The sequence below is a fragment of the Pseudomonas pharyngis genome (genome assembly GCF_021602345.1).
Taxonomy (GTDB): Bacteria; Pseudomonadota; Gammaproteobacteria; order Pseudomonadales; family Pseudomonadaceae; genus Aquipseudomonas; species Aquipseudomonas pharyngis.
Genome location: NZ_BQID01000006.1, coordinates 55,112 through 70,716, shown reverse-complemented (window position 1 = coordinate 70,716; position 15,605 = coordinate 55,112). Strand labels below are relative to the sequence as shown.

Annotated in this window: 16 protein-coding genes and 1 tRNA gene; 6 read left to right on the top strand and 11 right to left on the bottom strand. The window is 59.8% G+C overall.

Going from position 1 to position 15,605, the window contains the following annotated elements:
- Position 1 precedes the first annotated feature (1 nt).
- Positions 2–970, bottom strand: coding sequence for a glycosyltransferase family 2 protein (locus L6D74_RS14105; protein WP_236189574.1), 969 nt, complete (start codon positions 968–970; stop codon positions 2–4).
- A gap of 275 nt (positions 971–1,245) precedes the next feature.
- On the opposite strand from L6D74_RS14105, the gene L6D74_RS14100 reads away from it, so the two are divergent.
- Positions 1,246–1,437, top strand: coding sequence for a YegP family protein (locus L6D74_RS14100; RefSeq protein WP_039772660.1), 192 nt, complete (start codon positions 1,246–1,248; stop codon positions 1,435–1,437).
- 61 nt (positions 1,438–1,498) lie between these two features.
- Here L6D74_RS14100 and ppk2 read toward each other — a convergent pair whose 3' ends face one another.
- Positions 1,499–2,323, bottom strand: coding sequence for a polyphosphate kinase 2 (gene ppk2 / locus L6D74_RS14095; protein WP_236189573.1), 825 nt, complete (start codon positions 2,321–2,323; stop codon positions 1,499–1,501).
- Between the two features lie 257 nt (positions 2,324–2,580).
- Here ppk2 and L6D74_RS14090 point away from each other — a divergent pair, with 257 nt between their 5' ends.
- Together L6D74_RS14090 and L6D74_RS14085 are read left to right on the top strand one after the other, a co-directional pair.
- Entirely contained in the window at positions 2,581–3,981 is a 1,401-nt protein-coding gene (locus L6D74_RS14090) for a DUF3300 domain-containing protein (protein ID WP_236189572.1), read from the top strand.
- A complete protein-coding gene (locus L6D74_RS14085; protein WP_236189571.1) occupies positions 3,978–4,874 on the top strand; it encodes a DUF2950 domain-containing protein in 897 nt (298 codons plus the stop codon). The genes L6D74_RS14090 and L6D74_RS14085 overlap by 4 nt, the downstream gene beginning before the upstream one ends.
- A gap of 73 nt (positions 4,875–4,947) precedes the next feature.
- Here L6D74_RS14085 and L6D74_RS14080 read toward each other — a convergent pair.
- The 5 genes from L6D74_RS14080 to dapA all read right to left on the bottom strand — a co-directional run bounded on the left by L6D74_RS14080 (position 4,948) and on the right by dapA (position 8,641).
- Positions 4,948–5,037: transfer RNA gene (locus L6D74_RS14080), tRNA-Ser, on the bottom strand.
- 84 nt (positions 5,038–5,121) lie between these two features.
- Positions 5,122–5,835 carry a phosphoribosylaminoimidazolesuccinocarboxamide synthase gene (gene purC, locus L6D74_RS14075; protein WP_007958019.1) on the bottom strand — a complete coding sequence of 238 codons (714 nt, stop codon included), beginning with the start codon at positions 5,833–5,835 and terminating at the stop codon, positions 5,122–5,124.
- Positions 5,836–5,863: 28 nt separating this feature from the next.
- Positions 5,864–6,625, bottom strand: coding sequence for an MBL fold metallo-hydrolase (locus L6D74_RS14070; protein WP_011332911.1), 762 nt, complete (start codon positions 6,623–6,625; stop codon positions 5,864–5,866).
- Positions 6,626–6,629: 4 nt separating this feature from the next.
- The gene (bamC, locus tag L6D74_RS14065) at positions 6,630–7,745 is read right to left on the bottom strand and encodes an outer membrane protein assembly factor BamC (protein WP_011332910.1); all 1,116 of its coding nucleotides are present in this window, start codon (positions 7,743–7,745) and stop codon (positions 6,630–6,632) included.
- A 17-nt stretch (positions 7,746–7,762) separates the two neighbouring features.
- Positions 7,763–8,641, bottom strand: coding sequence for a 4-hydroxy-tetrahydrodipicolinate synthase (gene dapA, locus L6D74_RS14060; protein ID WP_007958015.1), 879 nt, complete (start codon positions 8,639–8,641; stop codon positions 7,763–7,765).
- A 313-nt stretch (positions 8,642–8,954) separates the two neighbouring features.
- Here dapA and L6D74_RS14055 point away from each other — a divergent pair, with 313 nt between their 5' ends.
- Together L6D74_RS14055 and L6D74_RS14050 are read left to right on the top strand one after the other, a co-directional pair.
- A complete protein-coding gene (locus L6D74_RS14055) occupies positions 8,955–9,515 on the top strand; it encodes a glycine cleavage system transcriptional repressor (RefSeq protein WP_007958014.1) in 561 nt (186 codons plus the stop codon).
- Between the two features lie 10 nt (positions 9,516–9,525).
- Entirely contained in the window at positions 9,526–9,999 is a 474-nt protein-coding gene (locus L6D74_RS14050; protein ID WP_039772668.1) for a peroxiredoxin, read from the top strand.
- Positions 10,000–10,033: 34 nt separating this feature from the next.
- Here the strand turns inward: L6D74_RS14050 and L6D74_RS14045 are convergent, their stop codons facing one another.
- Entirely contained in the window at positions 10,034–11,104 is a 1,071-nt protein-coding gene (locus L6D74_RS14045; RefSeq protein WP_039772670.1) for an AI-2E family transporter, read from the bottom strand.
- Positions 11,105–11,136: 32 nt separating this feature from the next.
- Positions 11,137–11,376, bottom strand: coding sequence for a sulfurtransferase TusA family protein (locus L6D74_RS14040; RefSeq protein ID WP_007958011.1), 240 nt, complete (start codon positions 11,374–11,376; stop codon positions 11,137–11,139).
- Positions 11,377–11,473: 97 nt separating this feature from the next.
- Between L6D74_RS14040 and L6D74_RS14035 the strand changes: the two genes are divergently transcribed.
- Positions 11,474–12,907 carry a M48 family metalloprotease gene (locus tag L6D74_RS14035; RefSeq protein ID WP_236189570.1) on the top strand — a complete coding sequence of 478 codons (1,434 nt, stop codon included), beginning with the start codon at positions 11,474–11,476 and terminating at the stop codon, positions 12,905–12,907.
- A 76-nt stretch (positions 12,908–12,983) separates the two neighbouring features.
- Here L6D74_RS14035 and L6D74_RS14030 read toward each other — a convergent pair whose 3' ends face one another.
- Together L6D74_RS14030 and L6D74_RS14025 are read right to left on the bottom strand one after the other, a co-directional pair.
- Positions 12,984–14,354, bottom strand: a complete 1,371-nt coding sequence (locus L6D74_RS14030) for a DegQ family serine endoprotease (RefSeq protein ID WP_236189711.1) — start codon at positions 14,352–14,354, stop codon at positions 12,984–12,986.
- A 284-nt stretch (positions 14,355–14,638) separates the two neighbouring features.
- Complete coding sequence (locus L6D74_RS14025) at positions 14,639–15,601, bottom strand: MucB/RseB C-terminal domain-containing protein (protein WP_085648605.1); 963 nt, start codon at positions 15,599–15,601, stop codon at positions 14,639–14,641.
- Between the last annotated feature and the right edge of the window lie 4 nt (positions 15,602–15,605).

The window sequence follows — 15,605 nt, the reverse complement described above, 5'->3', positions numbered from 1 at the left end:
TTCAGTCCTTGGATTCGTAAATGCGGCGCACCAGGAAAACCGGCCGGCGCTTCGCTTCGATATAAGTGCGGCCCAGATACTCGCCAAGCACGCCGATGCCGATCAACTGCAAACCGCCGAGAAACGTCACGGCCACCATCAGCGAGGCGTAACCGGGCAAGTCAACGCCATGAATGAGCGTGCGCAGCACAATGAACATCGCAAAGGCGAACGACACCAGAGAGACCAGCGCCCCCAGATACGTCCAGATCCGCAACGGTTCGGTGCTGAAACTGGTGATGCCTTCGAGGGCGAAATTCCACAGTCGCCAGCCATTGAACTTACTCTGCCCCGCCGCCCGCTCCGGGCGTTCGTACTCGACCTGGGTGGTGCGAAAACCGACCCAGGCGAACAGGCCTTTCATGAAGCGCCGGGACTCGGGCAAGGTCAGCAGCGCATCGACCACACAGCGATCCATCAGCCGGAAATCACCGACGTTTTCCGGCAATGACTGTTCGGCAATTTTGTTGTGCAGGCGATAGAACCAACTGGCGGAAGTTTGCTTGGCCCAAGTGTCGTTGCGCCGGCTAAGGCGATGGCCGAGCACCACCTCGAATCCTTCACGCCAACGCTCGATCATTTGCAAAATGACCTCGGGCGGATCCTGCAAATCTACATCGATCGGCACCACGATCTGCCCAGTGCAGATCTGCAGACCGGCGGAAAGCGCCGCCTCCTTGCCGAAATTGCGGCTCAGATCGACGATACGGATGCGCGAGTCGCTCTGCTGGCAGTGCAGCAAGCGCTCCAGTGTTGTATCGGAACTGCCGTCATTGACGAACACCAGCTCCAGTTCGACCAACGCCTCTCGCTCGAATACTTGCCGAATGCGCAGGAGAAAACCGTCGAGGCTGTCCTCTTCGTTGAATACGGGGATCACCAGCGACAACTTCACGGGGCCCACGTGTTGTGTTCCGTGCGGATGGGTCAATGGAGTGCTCTTTTCTTATAGTGTTGGTGGGTCGCCGAAACGGATTCGACGCCATGAGCCTCGCCGTATTAAGCAGCACCCAACCAGGTCATGCAAGGGCGCCGCGAGGACGTACCTGCCAATCCAAAGGTCGATCCCGACGCTCTGCCCCGCACCTGACGGAAACATTCTCCAACGATTGGAAACAAATCCTCGATAGCCAAAAAACCGCGCTCCGCTAGGCTTGCGTCGAAGCGACAGGTTGTCGCACAAACGCATCGCATGGAGCGAATTGAATGTATTTCGAGATTTACAGGCAATCCAAAGGCACCCCGAGCACCGGTAAAGGCCAATGGCGCTGGAGATTAAGGGCGGGGAATCACGAGACGGTCGCCAGTGGCGAATCGTACGTGAACAAGGCGGATTGTCTGCATGTGATCGAGTTGATCAAAGGTGTGAAGGGTGAGACACCGGTCAAGGAGATCTGAGGAAAACCCAAGACGCCGGGCTGCCTGTATTGGCAGCTCCGGCGACTGAACGAATGCGGTTTCAGAACCTCTCGGGAATGTGCCTGAACGGATAATCCGACTCTTTATAACCGCCCGGTTTCTGCCGTTTGGGCAAGGTCACCTTTTCTCGCGGCACCTCCTTGTAGGGGATGCGACTGAGCAGATCCGAGATGATATTGAGCCGCGCCCGACGTTTGTCGTTCGAGTTGGCCACCAGCCATGGAGCGTAATCGGTGTCGGTCGCTTCGATCATGTCGTCCCGCGCCCGGGAGTAGTCATACCAGCGGCTGTAGGACTTGAGGTCCATCGGCGACAGCTTCCAGATCTTGCGACCGTCGACAATGCGCGCCTCCAGGCGCCGGGTCTGTTCTTCCTGACTGACATTCAGCCAGTACTTGAGCAGGATCACCCCCGAACCGACAACTGCGCGCTCCACCAGCGGCACGGTCTTGAGAAACTTGTCGACCTGTTTGTCCGTGCAAAAACCCATCACCCGCTCGACACCGGCGCGGTTGTACCAACTGCGATCGAAGATCACCACTTCGCCGGCCGCCGGCAAATGCGGCAGATAGCGCTGCAGGTACATCTGGCTCTTCTCGCGATCGGTCGGGGCCGGCAACGCGATGACGCGAAAGACTCGCGGGCTGACCCGCTCGGTCAGCGCCTTGATGGTGCCACCCTTGCCCGCACCGTCGCGGCCTTCGAAGATGATGCAGATCTTGATGCCTTCGGCCTTGACCCACTCCTGCATTTTCACCAGTTCGACATGCAGGCGGCGCAACTCGGCAAGGTAGTCCTTGTTCGACAGTTTTGTATGTTCGTCAGGTTTTTCTCGGGGCGAGTCTTTCTTCTTTCCCTTTGCCATGACCAGACCTCTCGGGTTGGAACGACAGCCAGGCTCGTCGGCAATGCATGACCTGGAACCGGAAAGTTTAGTCATTTATCGCAAAATGCAAGCAAACGGGCGGTAACGCTCAGGCAACGTGCTTATTGCGAAAAAGCCTGTGCAGTTTTTGACGGAACGCCAATCGCCAACCATTCTCCATCACGGCGCAGCTTCCGATGTCGGCCGTTGATGCCTCGCGTGTTGCAAACCTGCCATCTGGATGTGGGGAAGAGGTCATGCACAGTTCGCTCTTGCGTGCCGCGTCGCTCATGCTCGCCTTGAGCGCTGCACCGGTCCTGGTGCAGGCCGCCGATGCGCCTGCGGCACCGGCGGCTGCCACCGCGCCGGCCAAAGATGCCGTGTTTACCACGGAGCAGCTCGACCAGATGCTCGCGTCGATTGCGCTGTATCCCGATCCACTGCTCGCTCAAGTGCTGATGGCCGCCACCTATCCGGGAGAAGTCGCCGAAGCCGTGACCTGGTCCAAGGCCCATCCGGATGCCAAGGGCGATGACGCGGTCAAGCAAGTGGCCAGTCAGACGTGGGACCCGAGCGTGCAGGCCTTGGTGGCGTTTCCGCAGGTCCTGGCGACACTGGGGCAGGATCCGGTCTGGGTGCAGCGTCTGGGGGATGCCTTCCTGGCCCAGCCTGACGAACTCATGGCCGGCGTTCAGCGCTTGCGGCGTCAGGCCCAGACGGCGGGCAATCTACAGAGCAATCAATATCAGAATGTGACGGTGCAGAACGTAACGCCGCCCATCTCTTCCGGGTCAACCAAGCCGGCCGACAACACGACCATCATCATTCAGCCCGCCGATCCGCAGGTGGTCTACGTCCCGACCTATAACCCGACCACCACTTACGGCACCTGGCCTTATCCGGCCTCGCCGCCGGTGTATTACCCGCCGCCGCCCGCTTACTACCCGGGTCAGGCACTGGTGGCCGGGCTGGCCTTCGGCACGGGCGTGGCGGTCGTCGCGTCGTTGTGGGGTGACTGCGACTGGGGCAATAACGACATCGACATCGATGTGAACCGTTACAACAATATCAACGGCAATAACCGCATCGCCAACAACCAGAACAAGTGGCAGCACAACACCGTGCATCGCGATGGCGTACCCTATCGTGACAACCGCAGTCGCGCCCAGTATGGCCGGCAGCTGGACGGTGCGGCTCAGCGTGATGCCTATCGCGGGGACAACGCGCAGCGGGCGCAGGCTCGGGAACGGGCGCGCAGTTCGATGGACAGGGCCGGTATCGAACGTCCCGCCACCAGCAATCGGGAAGCCCGCAATCAAGTCCGCGAAGCGCAATCCGCCAATGCCGGCAACCGACTACAAGGCGGTGCGGACAGGCCCCGAGCCGCCGACCGCGCTCAAGGCAACACGCGGGAGGCGCGCCAGCCCGGCGTCAATCAACGTGAAACGCGTGCATCTCAAGCCCGACCCGCAGCAGGCAGCGCACGAAACAACGCCTTCGCCGGCGCGCGTTCCCCGTCACAAACCCGAGTCCAGGCCGATCGCGGCCGGGCCAGCCAGATTTCTGCGCAACGTCCCAATACCTCCCGCGCCGCCGGACATCAGATCAGCCGGCCATCCGGTGGGGGCATGCGTCAGAGAGGAGGTGGCCGTCGATGAACATCCATTCTCTGCTCAGGAACTGCCTGACCCTCGCTGCCGGCCTCGCATTCTCGACCTTCGCCTCGGCCCAGCAAGTATTTCCAACCCCGGAAAAAGCCGCTGATGCCTTCGTCGAAGCCCTCGGTACGCAACACGCCGACCAAAAACGCCTGACCGAACTGCTGGGCGAGGAATGGCACAGTTTCATCCCCCGTGAGGGCGTGCAGCGCAGCGATGTCGATGCCTTCCTGCAGCAATACCGCGAACAGCACACTCTGGAAAAGATTGGCGAAAGCAAAGCAGTGCTCTCCGTCGGACCCGCTCACTGGACGCTGCCCATCCCGCTCATCAAAGACAAAACCGGCTGGCGCTTCGACATGAAAGCCGCCCGGGTCGAAATCCGCGCCCGCCGCATCGGCCGTAACGAACTGGCGGCGGTGCAATCGGCGCTGGCCTATCACGACGCGCAAATGGACTACGCCTCGGAAGACCGCGACGGCGACGGCGCCCTCGAATACGCACAGAAAATCTTCAGCTCCCCCGGCAAACACGACGGCCTCTATTGGCCAGAAGACGACAGCGGCCAGATCAGCCCCCTCGGCCCCGCCTTCGGCCAGGCCATCAACGACGAAGACTGGCACGGCTACCACTTCCGCATCCTCGACGCCCAAGGCCCGTCAGCCCCGGGCGGCGCTTACAGCTATCTGATTGGAGACAAGATGAGCCGCGGGTTCGCCTTGATCGCCTGGCCAGCGAAGTATGCCGACACCGGGGTGATGAGCTTCATGATCAGCCATGAAGGACAGGTGTTTCAGAAGGACCTCGGGCCGGATGGGGAGAAGGTGGCGAAGGCGATGAAGCGGTTTGATCCGGATGATAGTTGGGAGGTGGTGGATTTGGGGCAGAAGTAGTTGGGTGTCGAATTGCGCCGGATCAGAAACGAAAAAACCCCGTAGCTTCTCAGCTACGGGGTTTTTCTATGTATGGCGGAGAGATAGGGATTCGAACCCTAGGTACCGGTGAAGGTACAACGGATTTCGAATCCGTCCCATTCGGCCACTCTGGCATCTCTCCAACGGCGCGCATCATAACAACACTTTCGCTGAATGGGAAACCCCCAGACGAAATTTTTTCCGTGCTATCAGATGCTTGCGTCGATTAAAGCGGTACGCCCAGACGGTTGGCGACTTCTTCGTAGGCTTCGATGACGTCACCGAGGCCCTGACGGAAGCGGTCCTTGTCCATCTTCTTCTTGGTGTCCTTGTCCCACAGACGGCAGCCGTCCGGGCTGAACTCGTCGCCCAGGACGATGGAGCCGTCGCTGAACACGCCGAATTCAAGCTTGAAGTCCACCAGCAGCAGGCCTGCGTCGTCGAACAGTTTGCTCAGGACTTCGTTGACCTTGAGCGACAGTTCTTTCATGCGCGCCAGTTGCTCGGCGGTGCCCCAGCCGAAGGCCACGACGTGGGATTCGTTGATGAACGGGTCGCCCTTGGCGTCGTCCTTCAGGAACAGTTCGAAGGTGTACGGGTTGAGCTTCATGCCCTCCTCGACGCCCAAACGCTTGACCAGGCTGCCGGCAGCGTAGTTACGCACGACGCACTCGACTGGGATCATGTCGAGTTTTTTCACCAGCACTTCGTTGTCGGCCAGCAGCTTGTCGAATTGGGTCGGAATGCCGGCCGCTTCGAGTTTCTGCATGATGAAGGCGTTGAACTTGTTGTTCACCATGCCTTTGCGGTCGAGCTGCTCGATGCGCTTGCCGTCGAACGCCGAAGTGTCGTTGCGAAACAGCAGGATCAAGCGGTCAGCGTCGTCGGTCTTGTAAACCGATTTGGCTTTGCCGCGGTAGAGTTCTTCACGTTTTTCCATGATGGGCTCCGCTTGCTAAGTAGATGGGCTAGGCGATGTGGCGCCAGTCGAGCCCTGAATCTTGATCGGCCAGTTGCAGCCAGTCCGGGTCGCACCCGAGGGTGTCGACAAAACATTGCCGGGCCAGCTGCGGCAGGTTGTTCTTGCTGCTCAGATGGGCCAGGACCAGATGTTGCAGGCCTTGCCAGCCCAACTCGGCCACCAGGAATGCCGCCTGATGGTTGTTCAAATGTCCCAGTTCGCCACCCACCCGCTGCTTGAGAAAGTACGGGTAATGACCACGGGCCAGCATGTCGCGACAATGGTTGGACTCGATCATCAACGCATCGAGGTCCCGATAGCCGTCCAGCACCCGCTCGCAGTATGAACCCAGGTCGGTCAGCAGGCCGAAGCGCCGCTGCTCTTGATCGCTGAATACGTACTGGGTCGGTTCCTGCGCATCATGGGCCACGGCAATGACCCCGATGTTCAGAGCACCGATCTGCAACTGCTCGCCACCGGTCACGAAACCGGCAGGTTCAATCGGTTTGCGCATCCCGCGCAGTGTGCCGCGACTGAGGTAGACAGGCAGATTGTAGCGCCGAGACAGCAAACCCACGCCATGCACGTGGTCGGCATGTTCGTGGGTTACGAGTATCGCGCTCAGTTGCGCCGGGTTCACACCCAGGCGCAACAGGCGTTTTTCGGTTTCCCGCAGGGAAAAACCACAATCCACCAGCACATACGTATCAGCACTGGCGATCAGCGTGCCGTTCCCTTGGCTACCGCTGCCGAGAACGGCAAAACGCATTGGATCAGCCCAGATTGTCCTGAATCACGCTCAACACTTTGCGGGCCACATCGGCCGGCGCAACGGTGTTGATGTTTTTCTCGACGGTCACCTGAACGTTCTCGCCGACCTTGCTCAGGCGAACCTGATAACGCTCGGCGCGGGCTTCAACTTCTTCCTTGGTCGGCGCGCTGCCGAACAGGCTGCTGAAGAAACCAGGCTTCTCGTCTTTCTTCTCGGCCTTTTCGGACAAGTTGATGTAGTAGAGACCGAGGCTACGGTTGATGTCTTCAACGCGCCATTCGCCCTGCTCCAGCGCACGACCGACGCTCGACCAGGCACGATCCAGGTCCGTACCGACGTTGAGTACCGGGTTGCCGCTGCCGTCTTCGCTCAGGCTGACACGGCTCGGGGTATCGAAATCACGCGAAGCCAGCATCGACACCGAACCACCCTTCTCGGAGGTACGGCTCATGCTCGCGAGCATGTCGTCGACCAGCGCAGCGTCGAGACCGGTGTTGACCGAACGGTTGGTGAAATCGACATTGGCGGTGCTGCCGGCAGGACGCTCGGCGCTGACCACATAGACTTCACTGGTGTTGCGCTGCACGCCCGGTTCGATGCGCACCCGCACGCGGGTTTCACTGTCGGTGCTGACGCCGGCGGCGCTCAGGCGCTTGGCCATGGCGGCGGACAGTTCGTCGGAATGCTGCCAGGTGGTGGTGAATTCGCCGGTTTGCGGGCGCTGTTCATCCAGACGGAAACCGTTGTCCTGGAAGTACTGCACCGCCACTGGCCAGACTTCGGCCGGTGGGTGCTGGGCCATGACCCAACGCGAATCACCGCTCTTCTGCAGCGAGTAGTCGCTGGCGTCGGCAACGGTCGACAGTGGTTGAGGGCGCGGAACGATGTACTCACCCTTGGCGGTGTCGTCGGCCACGTTGCGCGGGATCGGCAGCAGCGGATCCAGGCGCTTGGAGGTGCTGACGTCCGGTGGCAGTTGCATCGGTGCAGTCTGTTGCGCTTCCAGGTAATCGCTACCACGGTCACGGAAATAACCTTCCGGGCCCCAGATCCATCCGCAGCCACTGGTGCTGGAGATAATCAAGGCAAGTGCGGAAAGTCCGGCCATTCGCTTCATGCGTTGTACTTCCTCAATTAAACCAGGACGTTGCACTGGCGCAGGGCCGAGCGCAGCGTTTCATGACAAGGAGCGCTCAGCCAGGTCAGCGGCAGGCGGATGCCTTGGTGCATCAGGCCCATTTCGACCAAAGCCCATTTCACCGGAATCGGGTTGGCTTCGATGAACAGGTCCTTGTGCAGCGGCATCAGTTTTTCGTTGATGGCCCGTGCGGTCTCGGCGTCGCCCTTGAGCGCGGCCTCGCACAGGTCGGCCATTTCGCGTGGCGCGACGTTGGCGGTGACGGAGATGTTGCCCTTGCCGCCCAGCAGGATCAGCTCAACGGCGGTCGGATCATCGCCGGACAGCACGATGAAGTCCTTGCTCACGCCGTCGATGATCGCCTTGGCGCGTTTCAGGTCGCCGGTCGCTTCCTTGATGCCGATGATGTTCGGCACGGTGGACAGGCGGATCACGGTCTCGGCCTGCATGTCGCAGGAGGTGCGGCCGGGAACGTTGTAGAGGATCTGTGGAATGTCGACCGCTTCGGCGATGTGCTTGAAGTGCTGGTACAGGCCTTCCTGGGTCGGCTTGTTGTAGTACGGAACGACCAGCAGGCAGGCATCGGCACCGGCTTCTTTGGCATTGCGGGTCAGCTCGACCGCTTCTCGGGTCGAGTTGGCGCCGGTACCGGCGATCACCGGAATGCGACCGGCAACCTGTTTGACCACGGCTTTGATGACGGCGATGTGTTCTTCTACATCAAGGGTTGCCGACTCGCCGGTGGTGCCGACCGCGACAATGGCATGGGTGCCGTTCTTGAGATGGAAGTCCACGAGTTTGCTGAGGCTGTCCCAGTCAAGACGCCCTTGTGCATCCATGGGTGTGACCAGTGCCACCATACTGCCCGCAATCATGAAACCGCTCCTGCCGGAAAAAGAGAGCGGTAATGGTACTGGCGCCAAGATGCTTGCACAAGCGAAGTACTGTGCCGCCATTCCCCTTGGCGCCGCTTTTCGCTACCCTTCAGACTTTGATCGGTACTGATCAGCTTGTACGCCGGGTTCCAGTCTCCCGTTTCGGCCTCCCAGGCCCCGTTCCAGTGTCGTTGCCGTACGCTTGCTTGTTCATGGAGCCGTAACGCCACACGAATCGGGCCTTCCGGACAGTCATTGCCCCGGCAATCAACGCCCTCTCGCTACCGACCGCTCATCGCTTTAGGAATGCTGCATGTCCACCCCCACAGTTCGCGAACAATTCCTTGTCATCAGTGCCCTCGGCGCCAATCCCATGGAGCTGACCAACGTCCTGTGCCGCGCCAGCCATGAAAACCGCTGTGCGGTCGTCACCTCGCGCCTGACCCGTCACGGCGAGTGCAGCGCGCTGGTGCTCGAAGTCTCCGGCAGCTGGGACGCCCTGGCTCGCCTGGAAGGCAGCCTGCCAGTGCTGGCCAAGCGTCATGCGTTCACCGTCAACGTGGTGCGCAGCGCTGCCCTGGAAAACCGCCCGCAGGCCCTGCCGTACGTGGCTTATGTGTCTTCGGCATACCGTCCGGACATCATCAACGAGCTGTGCCAGTTCTTCATGGATCACAACGTCGAGCTGGAAAACCTGACCTGCGATACCTATCAGGCACCGCAGACCGGCGGCACCATGCTCAACGCCACGTTCACCGTGACCCTGCCCGCCGGCACCCAGATCAGCTGGCTGCGCGACCAGTTCCTGGATTTCGCCGACGCCATGAACCTGGATGCACTGATCGAACCGTGGCGCCCACAGAACCCAATGTAAGGAAGCTTTCATGGCCGTTGTCATCGACCAACCGGTTCCGGATTTCGAAGCACCTGCCACCAGCGGGCAGACCGTCAGCCTGTCGGCCCTCAAGGGCAAGCAAGTGGTGATCTACTTCTATCCGAAGGACAGCACCCCGGGCTGCACCACCGAAGGCCAGGGCTTTCGTGATCAATACGCAGCATTCAAGGCTGCCAACACGGAAATCTTCGGCATTTCCCGCGACAGCCTGAAATCCCACGAGAACTTCAAGTGCAAGCAGGAGTTTCCGTTCGAGCTGATCAGCGACAAGGACGAGGCCGTCTGCCAGTTGTTCGACGTGATCAAGCTGAAGAAACTCTACGGCAAGGAATACCTGGGCGTTGATCGCAGCACCTTCCTGATCGACAAGAACGGCGTACTGCGTCAGGAATGGCGCGGCGTGAAAGTGCCAGGACATGTGGATGCAGTGCTGGCTGCTGCTCAGGCGCTGAACAAGGCCTGATGCTGTCGGCGCCCTTGCGGGCGCCGATTCATTCTCAAAGCAGCGGCGCCACCACCGGCTCCTTGCGCGGCCACGCATCGAGCACAGCCTTGAACAACGTCGCCAGCGGAATCGCGAAGAACACGCCCCAGAATCCCCACAACCCGCCGAACAACAGCACCGCGCAGATGATTGCCACCGGGTGCAGGTTGACCGCCTCGGAAAACAGCAACGGCACCAGCACGTTGCCGTCCAGGGTCTGAATGATCCCGTAGACCGCCATCAAATAGATGAACTGATCGCTCCAGCCCCACTGGAACAGCGCAATCAGCAGCACCGGCACGGTTACCACCACCGCCCCGACATACGGCACCACCACCGACACGCCGACCAACAGGGCCAGCAGCGCCGCGTAGTTGAGACCCAGTGCGACGAATGCGATGTACGTCACGCCACCACAGATCACGATCTCGATGACCTTGCCGCGAATGTAGTTGGCGATCTGCCGGTTCATTTCCTCGGCGACTCGAGTGATCAGCGCCCGCTCTCGTGGCAAATAGCCGCGCACCCACTCGCCGATCATCGCCCGGTCCTTGAGGAAGAAGAACACCAGGATCGGCACCAGCACCAAATAGATCATGATGTTCACCAGCAGCGGCAGGCTCGACAACGAGAACGTCAACGCCCACTGGCCGAACTTGCCGATCTCGCCTCGCGCCGCTTCGATCGCTTGCAGCACCTGCTCATCGGAGACCAGATGCGGATAGCGCTCGGGCAGCAACAACAGCAGCGATTGCCACTTGGCGAGCATGCCCGGCAGCTCGTTGAACAGCGTGATCAACTGATGCCAGAGCAGCGGCAGCACCACGACGATGAACACCATCAGCACGCCCATGAACAGTGCAAACACCAGACCGACCGCCGCCCCACCGGGCACGCGCAGACGTTCAAGCGTGAGCACCAGCCCCTGCATCAGATACGCCAGCACCATCCCGGCCAGCACCGGCGCGAGCATTCCGCCAAGCGTCAGTACCGCGGTGAAGGCGAGAAACAGCAGCACCGCCAGCACCACGGCTTCTTCATCGGAGAAGTAGCGCTGAATCCAGTCGCGCAACACTTTGAACATCAATTTTCCTTAGGTCATTTACGCGGTCGGTTTCAGGCTTTTTTCAGCCAGTAACGGTAGACACCCGCCTCGTCCTCTTCACGCAGCAGCGTATGACCGGCCAATTTGGCAAAGGTGCGAAAGTCGCGTTGCGAGCCAGCATCCGTGGCAATCACCTTGAGTACTGCGCCACTGGGCAGCTTGTTCAGCTCCATTTTGGCCTTGAGCAACGGCAACGGACAATTCAGGCCACTGGCGTCCAGTTCACAGTCATGGGCTACAGCGTCGGTCATGCGTCACTCCGTATCAGGTAGTCAGGCTGCCTAGAATATCTGGTCGCAGGCCCGGTGTCCGGCTACAGTAAGGTCTTTGTCGACTAAGGCTTTGTGCATGACATTTCTGCGCCCTACCCTGCTGACGCTCGCTTGCCTGCTCGCCTCACCGGGCTTCGCCGACGACCTGCCGTCACTCGGTGACGCCAGCTCTGCCATCGTCTCGCCACAACAGGAATATCAACTGGGTCGCGCCTGGCTGGCATTGCTGCGCAGCCAGGTTTCGCAGCTCAACGATCCACAACTCAAGGACTACGTCGAGTCCAGTGTCTATAAGCTGGTGGAAACCAGCCAGGTCAATGACCGACGCCTGGAATTCATCCTGATCAACAGCCCGCAGCTCAACGCCTTCGCGGCACCGGGCGGGATTGTCGGGGTCAATGGCGGCTTGTTCCTCAATGCCCAGACCGAGGGCGAATATGCCTCGGTACTGGCTCACGAACTGGCTCACTTGTCCCAACGCCACTTCGCTCGTGGCGTCGAGGCCTCGCAGCGGATGCAGGTGCCGATGATGGCAGCGCTGCTGGCCGGTATCGTGATCGCCGCTGCCGGCGCCGGTGACGCCGGCATTGCAGCGATTGCCGGCACCCAGGCGGCGGCGATCCAGGAACAGCGGCGTTTCTCGCGCCAAAACGAACAGGAAGCCGACCGCATCGGCATCCTCAACCTGGAAAAGGCAGGCTACGATCCGCGCTCGATGCCGACCATGTTCGAGCGTTTGATGCGCCAGTATCGCTTTGATGCCAAACCGCCGGAATTCCTGCTGACTCACCCGGTCACCGAATCGCGGATCGCCGACACCCGCAACCGCGCCGAGCAGGCAAAACCCGGCGGTATCGAAGACAGCAAGCGCTATCAACTGATCCGCACGCGGGTGCAGTTGACCTACGAAGAAACGCCGGGGCTCGGCGCCAAGCGCTTTCGCGCGCAACTGGACGATAATCCGAACAACGATGTGGCCCGTTACGGATTGGCGATCGCCCAGATCAAGGGCGGTCAGTTGAATGAAGCCCGAGAGAATCTCAAGCAACTGCTGGCCAAATCGCCGAACGAGATCATCTACAACCTGGCGCAGGTCGATCTGGACATCACCAACAACAAGCTGGCCGATGCCCAGTCCCGGGTTGACCGGATGCTCAGTCAGTACCCAGGCAACTACCCGCTGAACCAGGTACGCGTCGATCTGCTGCTGAAACAAAACCGTACCGCCGATGCGGAGAAGGCGCTGGAGGGCTTGCTCAAATCGCGTCCGGACGATCCGGACGTCTGGTATCAGGTCGCCGAGACTCGTGGTCTGTCCGGCAACATCATTGGCCTGCATCAGGCCCGTGCCGAGTATTTCGCGCTGGTCGGCGACTATCGCCAGGCCATCCAGCAACTGGACTTCGCCAAGCGCAAGGCCGGCAGCAACTTCCCACTGTCGTCGCGTATCGATGCCCGTCAGCGCGAACTGATGGAGCAAGAGCGCATGGTCAAGGACATGATGGGTTAAGCCCAAGCCGAGACAAATTCCGGACGCAAAAAAACCGCCTCTTTCGAGGCGGTTTTTTTTTACTTCAACAATCGGATCATTCAGCCAGTTTGAAGGTAATGAAGCTGGCACGACCCTGACGCAGAACGCGCATCGACACCGAACGGTTCTTCGGCAGCGCCTTGGCAATCTCGGCAAACTCCTTGGAAGAACCAATGGCCTGATTGTTCAGGTGCGTGATGATGTCGCCCGGTTGCAGACCGATCAGGGCCGCAGGGCCGTCCTGCACTTCCTTGATCACCACACCACCTTTCAGGTCGTAGGTTTTCTTCTGCTCGGCGGTCAGTTCGGCGACCGATACACCCAGGCGATTGCTGTTGGTCTCGGCACCGGATTTGGGCAGCGCATCCAGCTCCTTGTCTTCGTCCGGGATGGCGCCGACAGTCAGCTCGACATTCTTGCGTTTGCCGTCACGAATCACTTCGAGATTGGCTTTGGCGCCGGCCTTCAACGCACCCACCAGATGTGGCAGGTCAGCGGACATGACGATCGGTTGACCGTTCATGCTCAGGATTACGTCACCCACTTGCAGGCCGCCCTTGGCAGCCGGGCCGTCATCCTGAATCTGTGCAACCAGCGCACCGGCCGGTTTGTCCAGACCGAACGACTCGGCCAGATCCTTGTTCACTTCCTGGATGACAACGCCCAACCAGCCACGGCTGACTTTGCCGCCGCTTTTCAGCTGGTTGGAAACGTCCATGGCCACGTCGATCGGAATGGCGAACGACACGCCCATGAAGCCACCGGAACGGGTGTAGATCTGCGAGTTGATCCCGACCACTTCACCGTTCAGGTTGAACAGCGGGCCACCGGAGTTGCCCGGGTTGATCGGCACGTCGGTCTGGATGAATGGCACATAGTTTTCGTTCGGCAGGCTGCGGCCGACGGCGCTGACAATGCCTTGGGTCACGGTGTGGTCAAAGCCGAATGGCGAACCGATTGCCACGACCCACTGGCCGGCTTTCAGATCCTGAGATTTGCCAAGCTTCAGCACTGGCAGATCCTTGCCTTCGATTTTCAGCAGCGCGACGTCGGAACGTGGGTCGGTGCCGATCAGTTTGGCCTTCATTTCACTGCGATCTGCCAGACGCACTAGGATTTCGTCGGCATCGGCGATCACGTGGTTGTTGGTCAGAATGTAGCCATCCGGCGAAATGATGAAGCCCGAACCCAACGATTGCGCTTCACGCTGGCGATCACCACGCGGAGAACGCTGTTGCGGCGGCATGCCGCGCTCGAAGAACTCGCGCAGCATCGGTGGCAAGCCTTCAAGGTCAGGCATCTGCTGGTTCACTTTGCGATCCGGCAGCTTTTGCGTGGTACTGATATTCACCACCGCAGGCGAGGCCTGTTCGACCAGTTGGGTGAAATCAGGCAGGCTGGCCGGGCTGACCGCTTCAGCCGCCATGGCTGCAGGAACAGCCTGACCGAGCACCAGCACCGTGGCGAAAATGGAGAGATAAGACTTCAAGCTTGGTATCGACATACAGCTCCCGTTACGACGAGCAGGGTTAAGCGATATGGAGCAAGGAACACCGGAAACCACAGGCCGGCATTTTTGTTCCGGGAACAACAAACAAGGCCAGAGCCGAGAGGCTCTGACCTATAAAAAATTTTCGGTTGTTTTGCAAATGAAAATGCTCAGCAAACATTTCACGTCTCGAAGACGAAGGGGAGATAGCTGGAATCAGCTCACTGCTTGCTGGTTGCAGCGCCATCATTGCGCATCGACAGGGCAATCCGTTCGGCGGTCCCGATTGGAATCTCGCCAACTACCGTGACCATCATTTCGCCTTGAGGCGTCGTCAAACGGCGGGATACGGCAACGGTCGGGCCCAACTGAGTCCGGGTATCGGTGACGGTTGCGCCGTTCAGCGGCTCCAGGAAGACAGAAAATCGTGCAAGACCATCGTCATACATCAGGCTGTTGACCTGGGTCTTGGTTTCCGGATCTTTGTGCGAGGAGCTGCTGGTAAGTTCGAAGCCAGGAGGCAACCAGTCGGAACGCCATACCTGAGCGGTCTTGATCGCAGAAGCCTTGTCGCTGTCGAGGGTGACTGTCTTGCAATCGGAATTGGCTTGCAGATCTTTGTCGGATGGAATTTCAGAGGTATCCAGTCGCGTGAACTGGAATCTCTCGAGTAACTGCCCCTTGTCGTTCAACAACAGCGACTTGAGCGGCAGACCCGTTTCCTTGTCCAGATGCAGTTCGAAACCGTAGCGGTGCTGATCACGCGGCGTTAGCGATACGATCACTGCTTCACGCCCGGCCACACGCGACTTGCCAATGACGGCAAGCTCATACCAGTTCTTCAGCTTTTGAGGATCGAGAGGCCGAGCGGCGGAATTGGGAGAATCTCCCAGACCCGCAATCAGGGTGCCGCTGACGCATTGAGTATGTCCATCAATGCGCACGACTTCCTGAGCCGAACCATCGAGCTGAAGCAAACGCTCGCGGACCTGGCCATTCTGGACGCGATGCCAGATGTTGTGGGTAGAAAAACTACCGTTACGCTCGTAAACGAATGTGCCGTGAAAGCTTTGCTGCTGCTCGGCCTGGCCCAGGCGGGTCAACCAGTCCTGAGCCTCGTCGGCGTGGGCTGGAACAATGAACCAGCCGCTGAGCAGAAGCGAAAGTAGAGGTATGGCGCGCATGATC

Coding starts and splice junctions, on each gene's coding strand:
- L6D74_RS14040 (WP_007958011.1), bottom strand. CDS start 11,376: ATGACCGACGCTGTAGCCCATGACTGTGAACTGGACGCCAGTGGCCTG.
- L6D74_RS14090 (WP_236189572.1), top strand. CDS start 2,581: ATGCACAGTTCGCTCTTGCGTGCCGCGTCGCTCATGCTCGCCTTGAGC.
- L6D74_RS14100 (WP_039772660.1), top strand. CDS start 1,246: ATGTATTTCGAGATTTACAGGCAATCCAAAGGCACCCCGAGCACCGGT.
- L6D74_RS14055 (WP_007958014.1), top strand. CDS start 8,955: ATGTCCACCCCCACAGTTCGCGAACAATTCCTTGTCATCAGTGCCCTC.
- L6D74_RS14035 (WP_236189570.1), top strand. CDS start 11,474: ATGACATTTCTGCGCCCTACCCTGCTGACGCTCGCTTGCCTGCTCGCC.
- L6D74_RS14045 (WP_039772670.1), bottom strand. CDS start 11,104: ATGTTCAAAGTGTTGCGCGACTGGATTCAGCGCTACTTCTCCGATGAA.
- L6D74_RS14085 (WP_236189571.1), top strand. CDS start 3,978: ATGAACATCCATTCTCTGCTCAGGAACTGCCTGACCCTCGCTGCCGGC.
- L6D74_RS14070 (WP_011332911.1), bottom strand. CDS start 6,625: ATGCGTTTTGCCGTTCTCGGCAGCGGTAGCCAAGGGAACGGCACGCTG.
- ppk2 (WP_236189573.1), bottom strand. CDS start 2,323: ATGGCAAAGGGAAAGAAGAAAGACTCGCCCCGAGAAAAACCTGACGAA.
- bamC (WP_011332910.1), bottom strand. CDS start 7,745: ATGAAGCGAATGGCCGGACTTTCCGCACTTGCCTTGATTATCTCCAGC.
- L6D74_RS14030 (WP_236189711.1), bottom strand. CDS start 14,354: ATGGCGGCTGAAGCGGTCAGCCCGGCCAGCCTGCCTGATTTCACCCAA.
- purC (WP_007958019.1), bottom strand. CDS start 5,835: ATGGAAAAACGTGAAGAACTCTACCGCGGCAAAGCCAAATCGGTTTAC.
- L6D74_RS14025 (WP_085648605.1), bottom strand. CDS start 15,601: ATGCGCGCCATACCTCTACTTTCGCTTCTGCTCAGCGGCTGGTTCATT.
- dapA (WP_007958015.1), bottom strand. CDS start 8,641: ATGATTGCGGGCAGTATGGTGGCACTGGTCACACCCATGGATGCACAA.
- L6D74_RS14050 (WP_039772668.1), top strand. CDS start 9,526: ATGGCCGTTGTCATCGACCAACCGGTTCCGGATTTCGAAGCACCTGCC.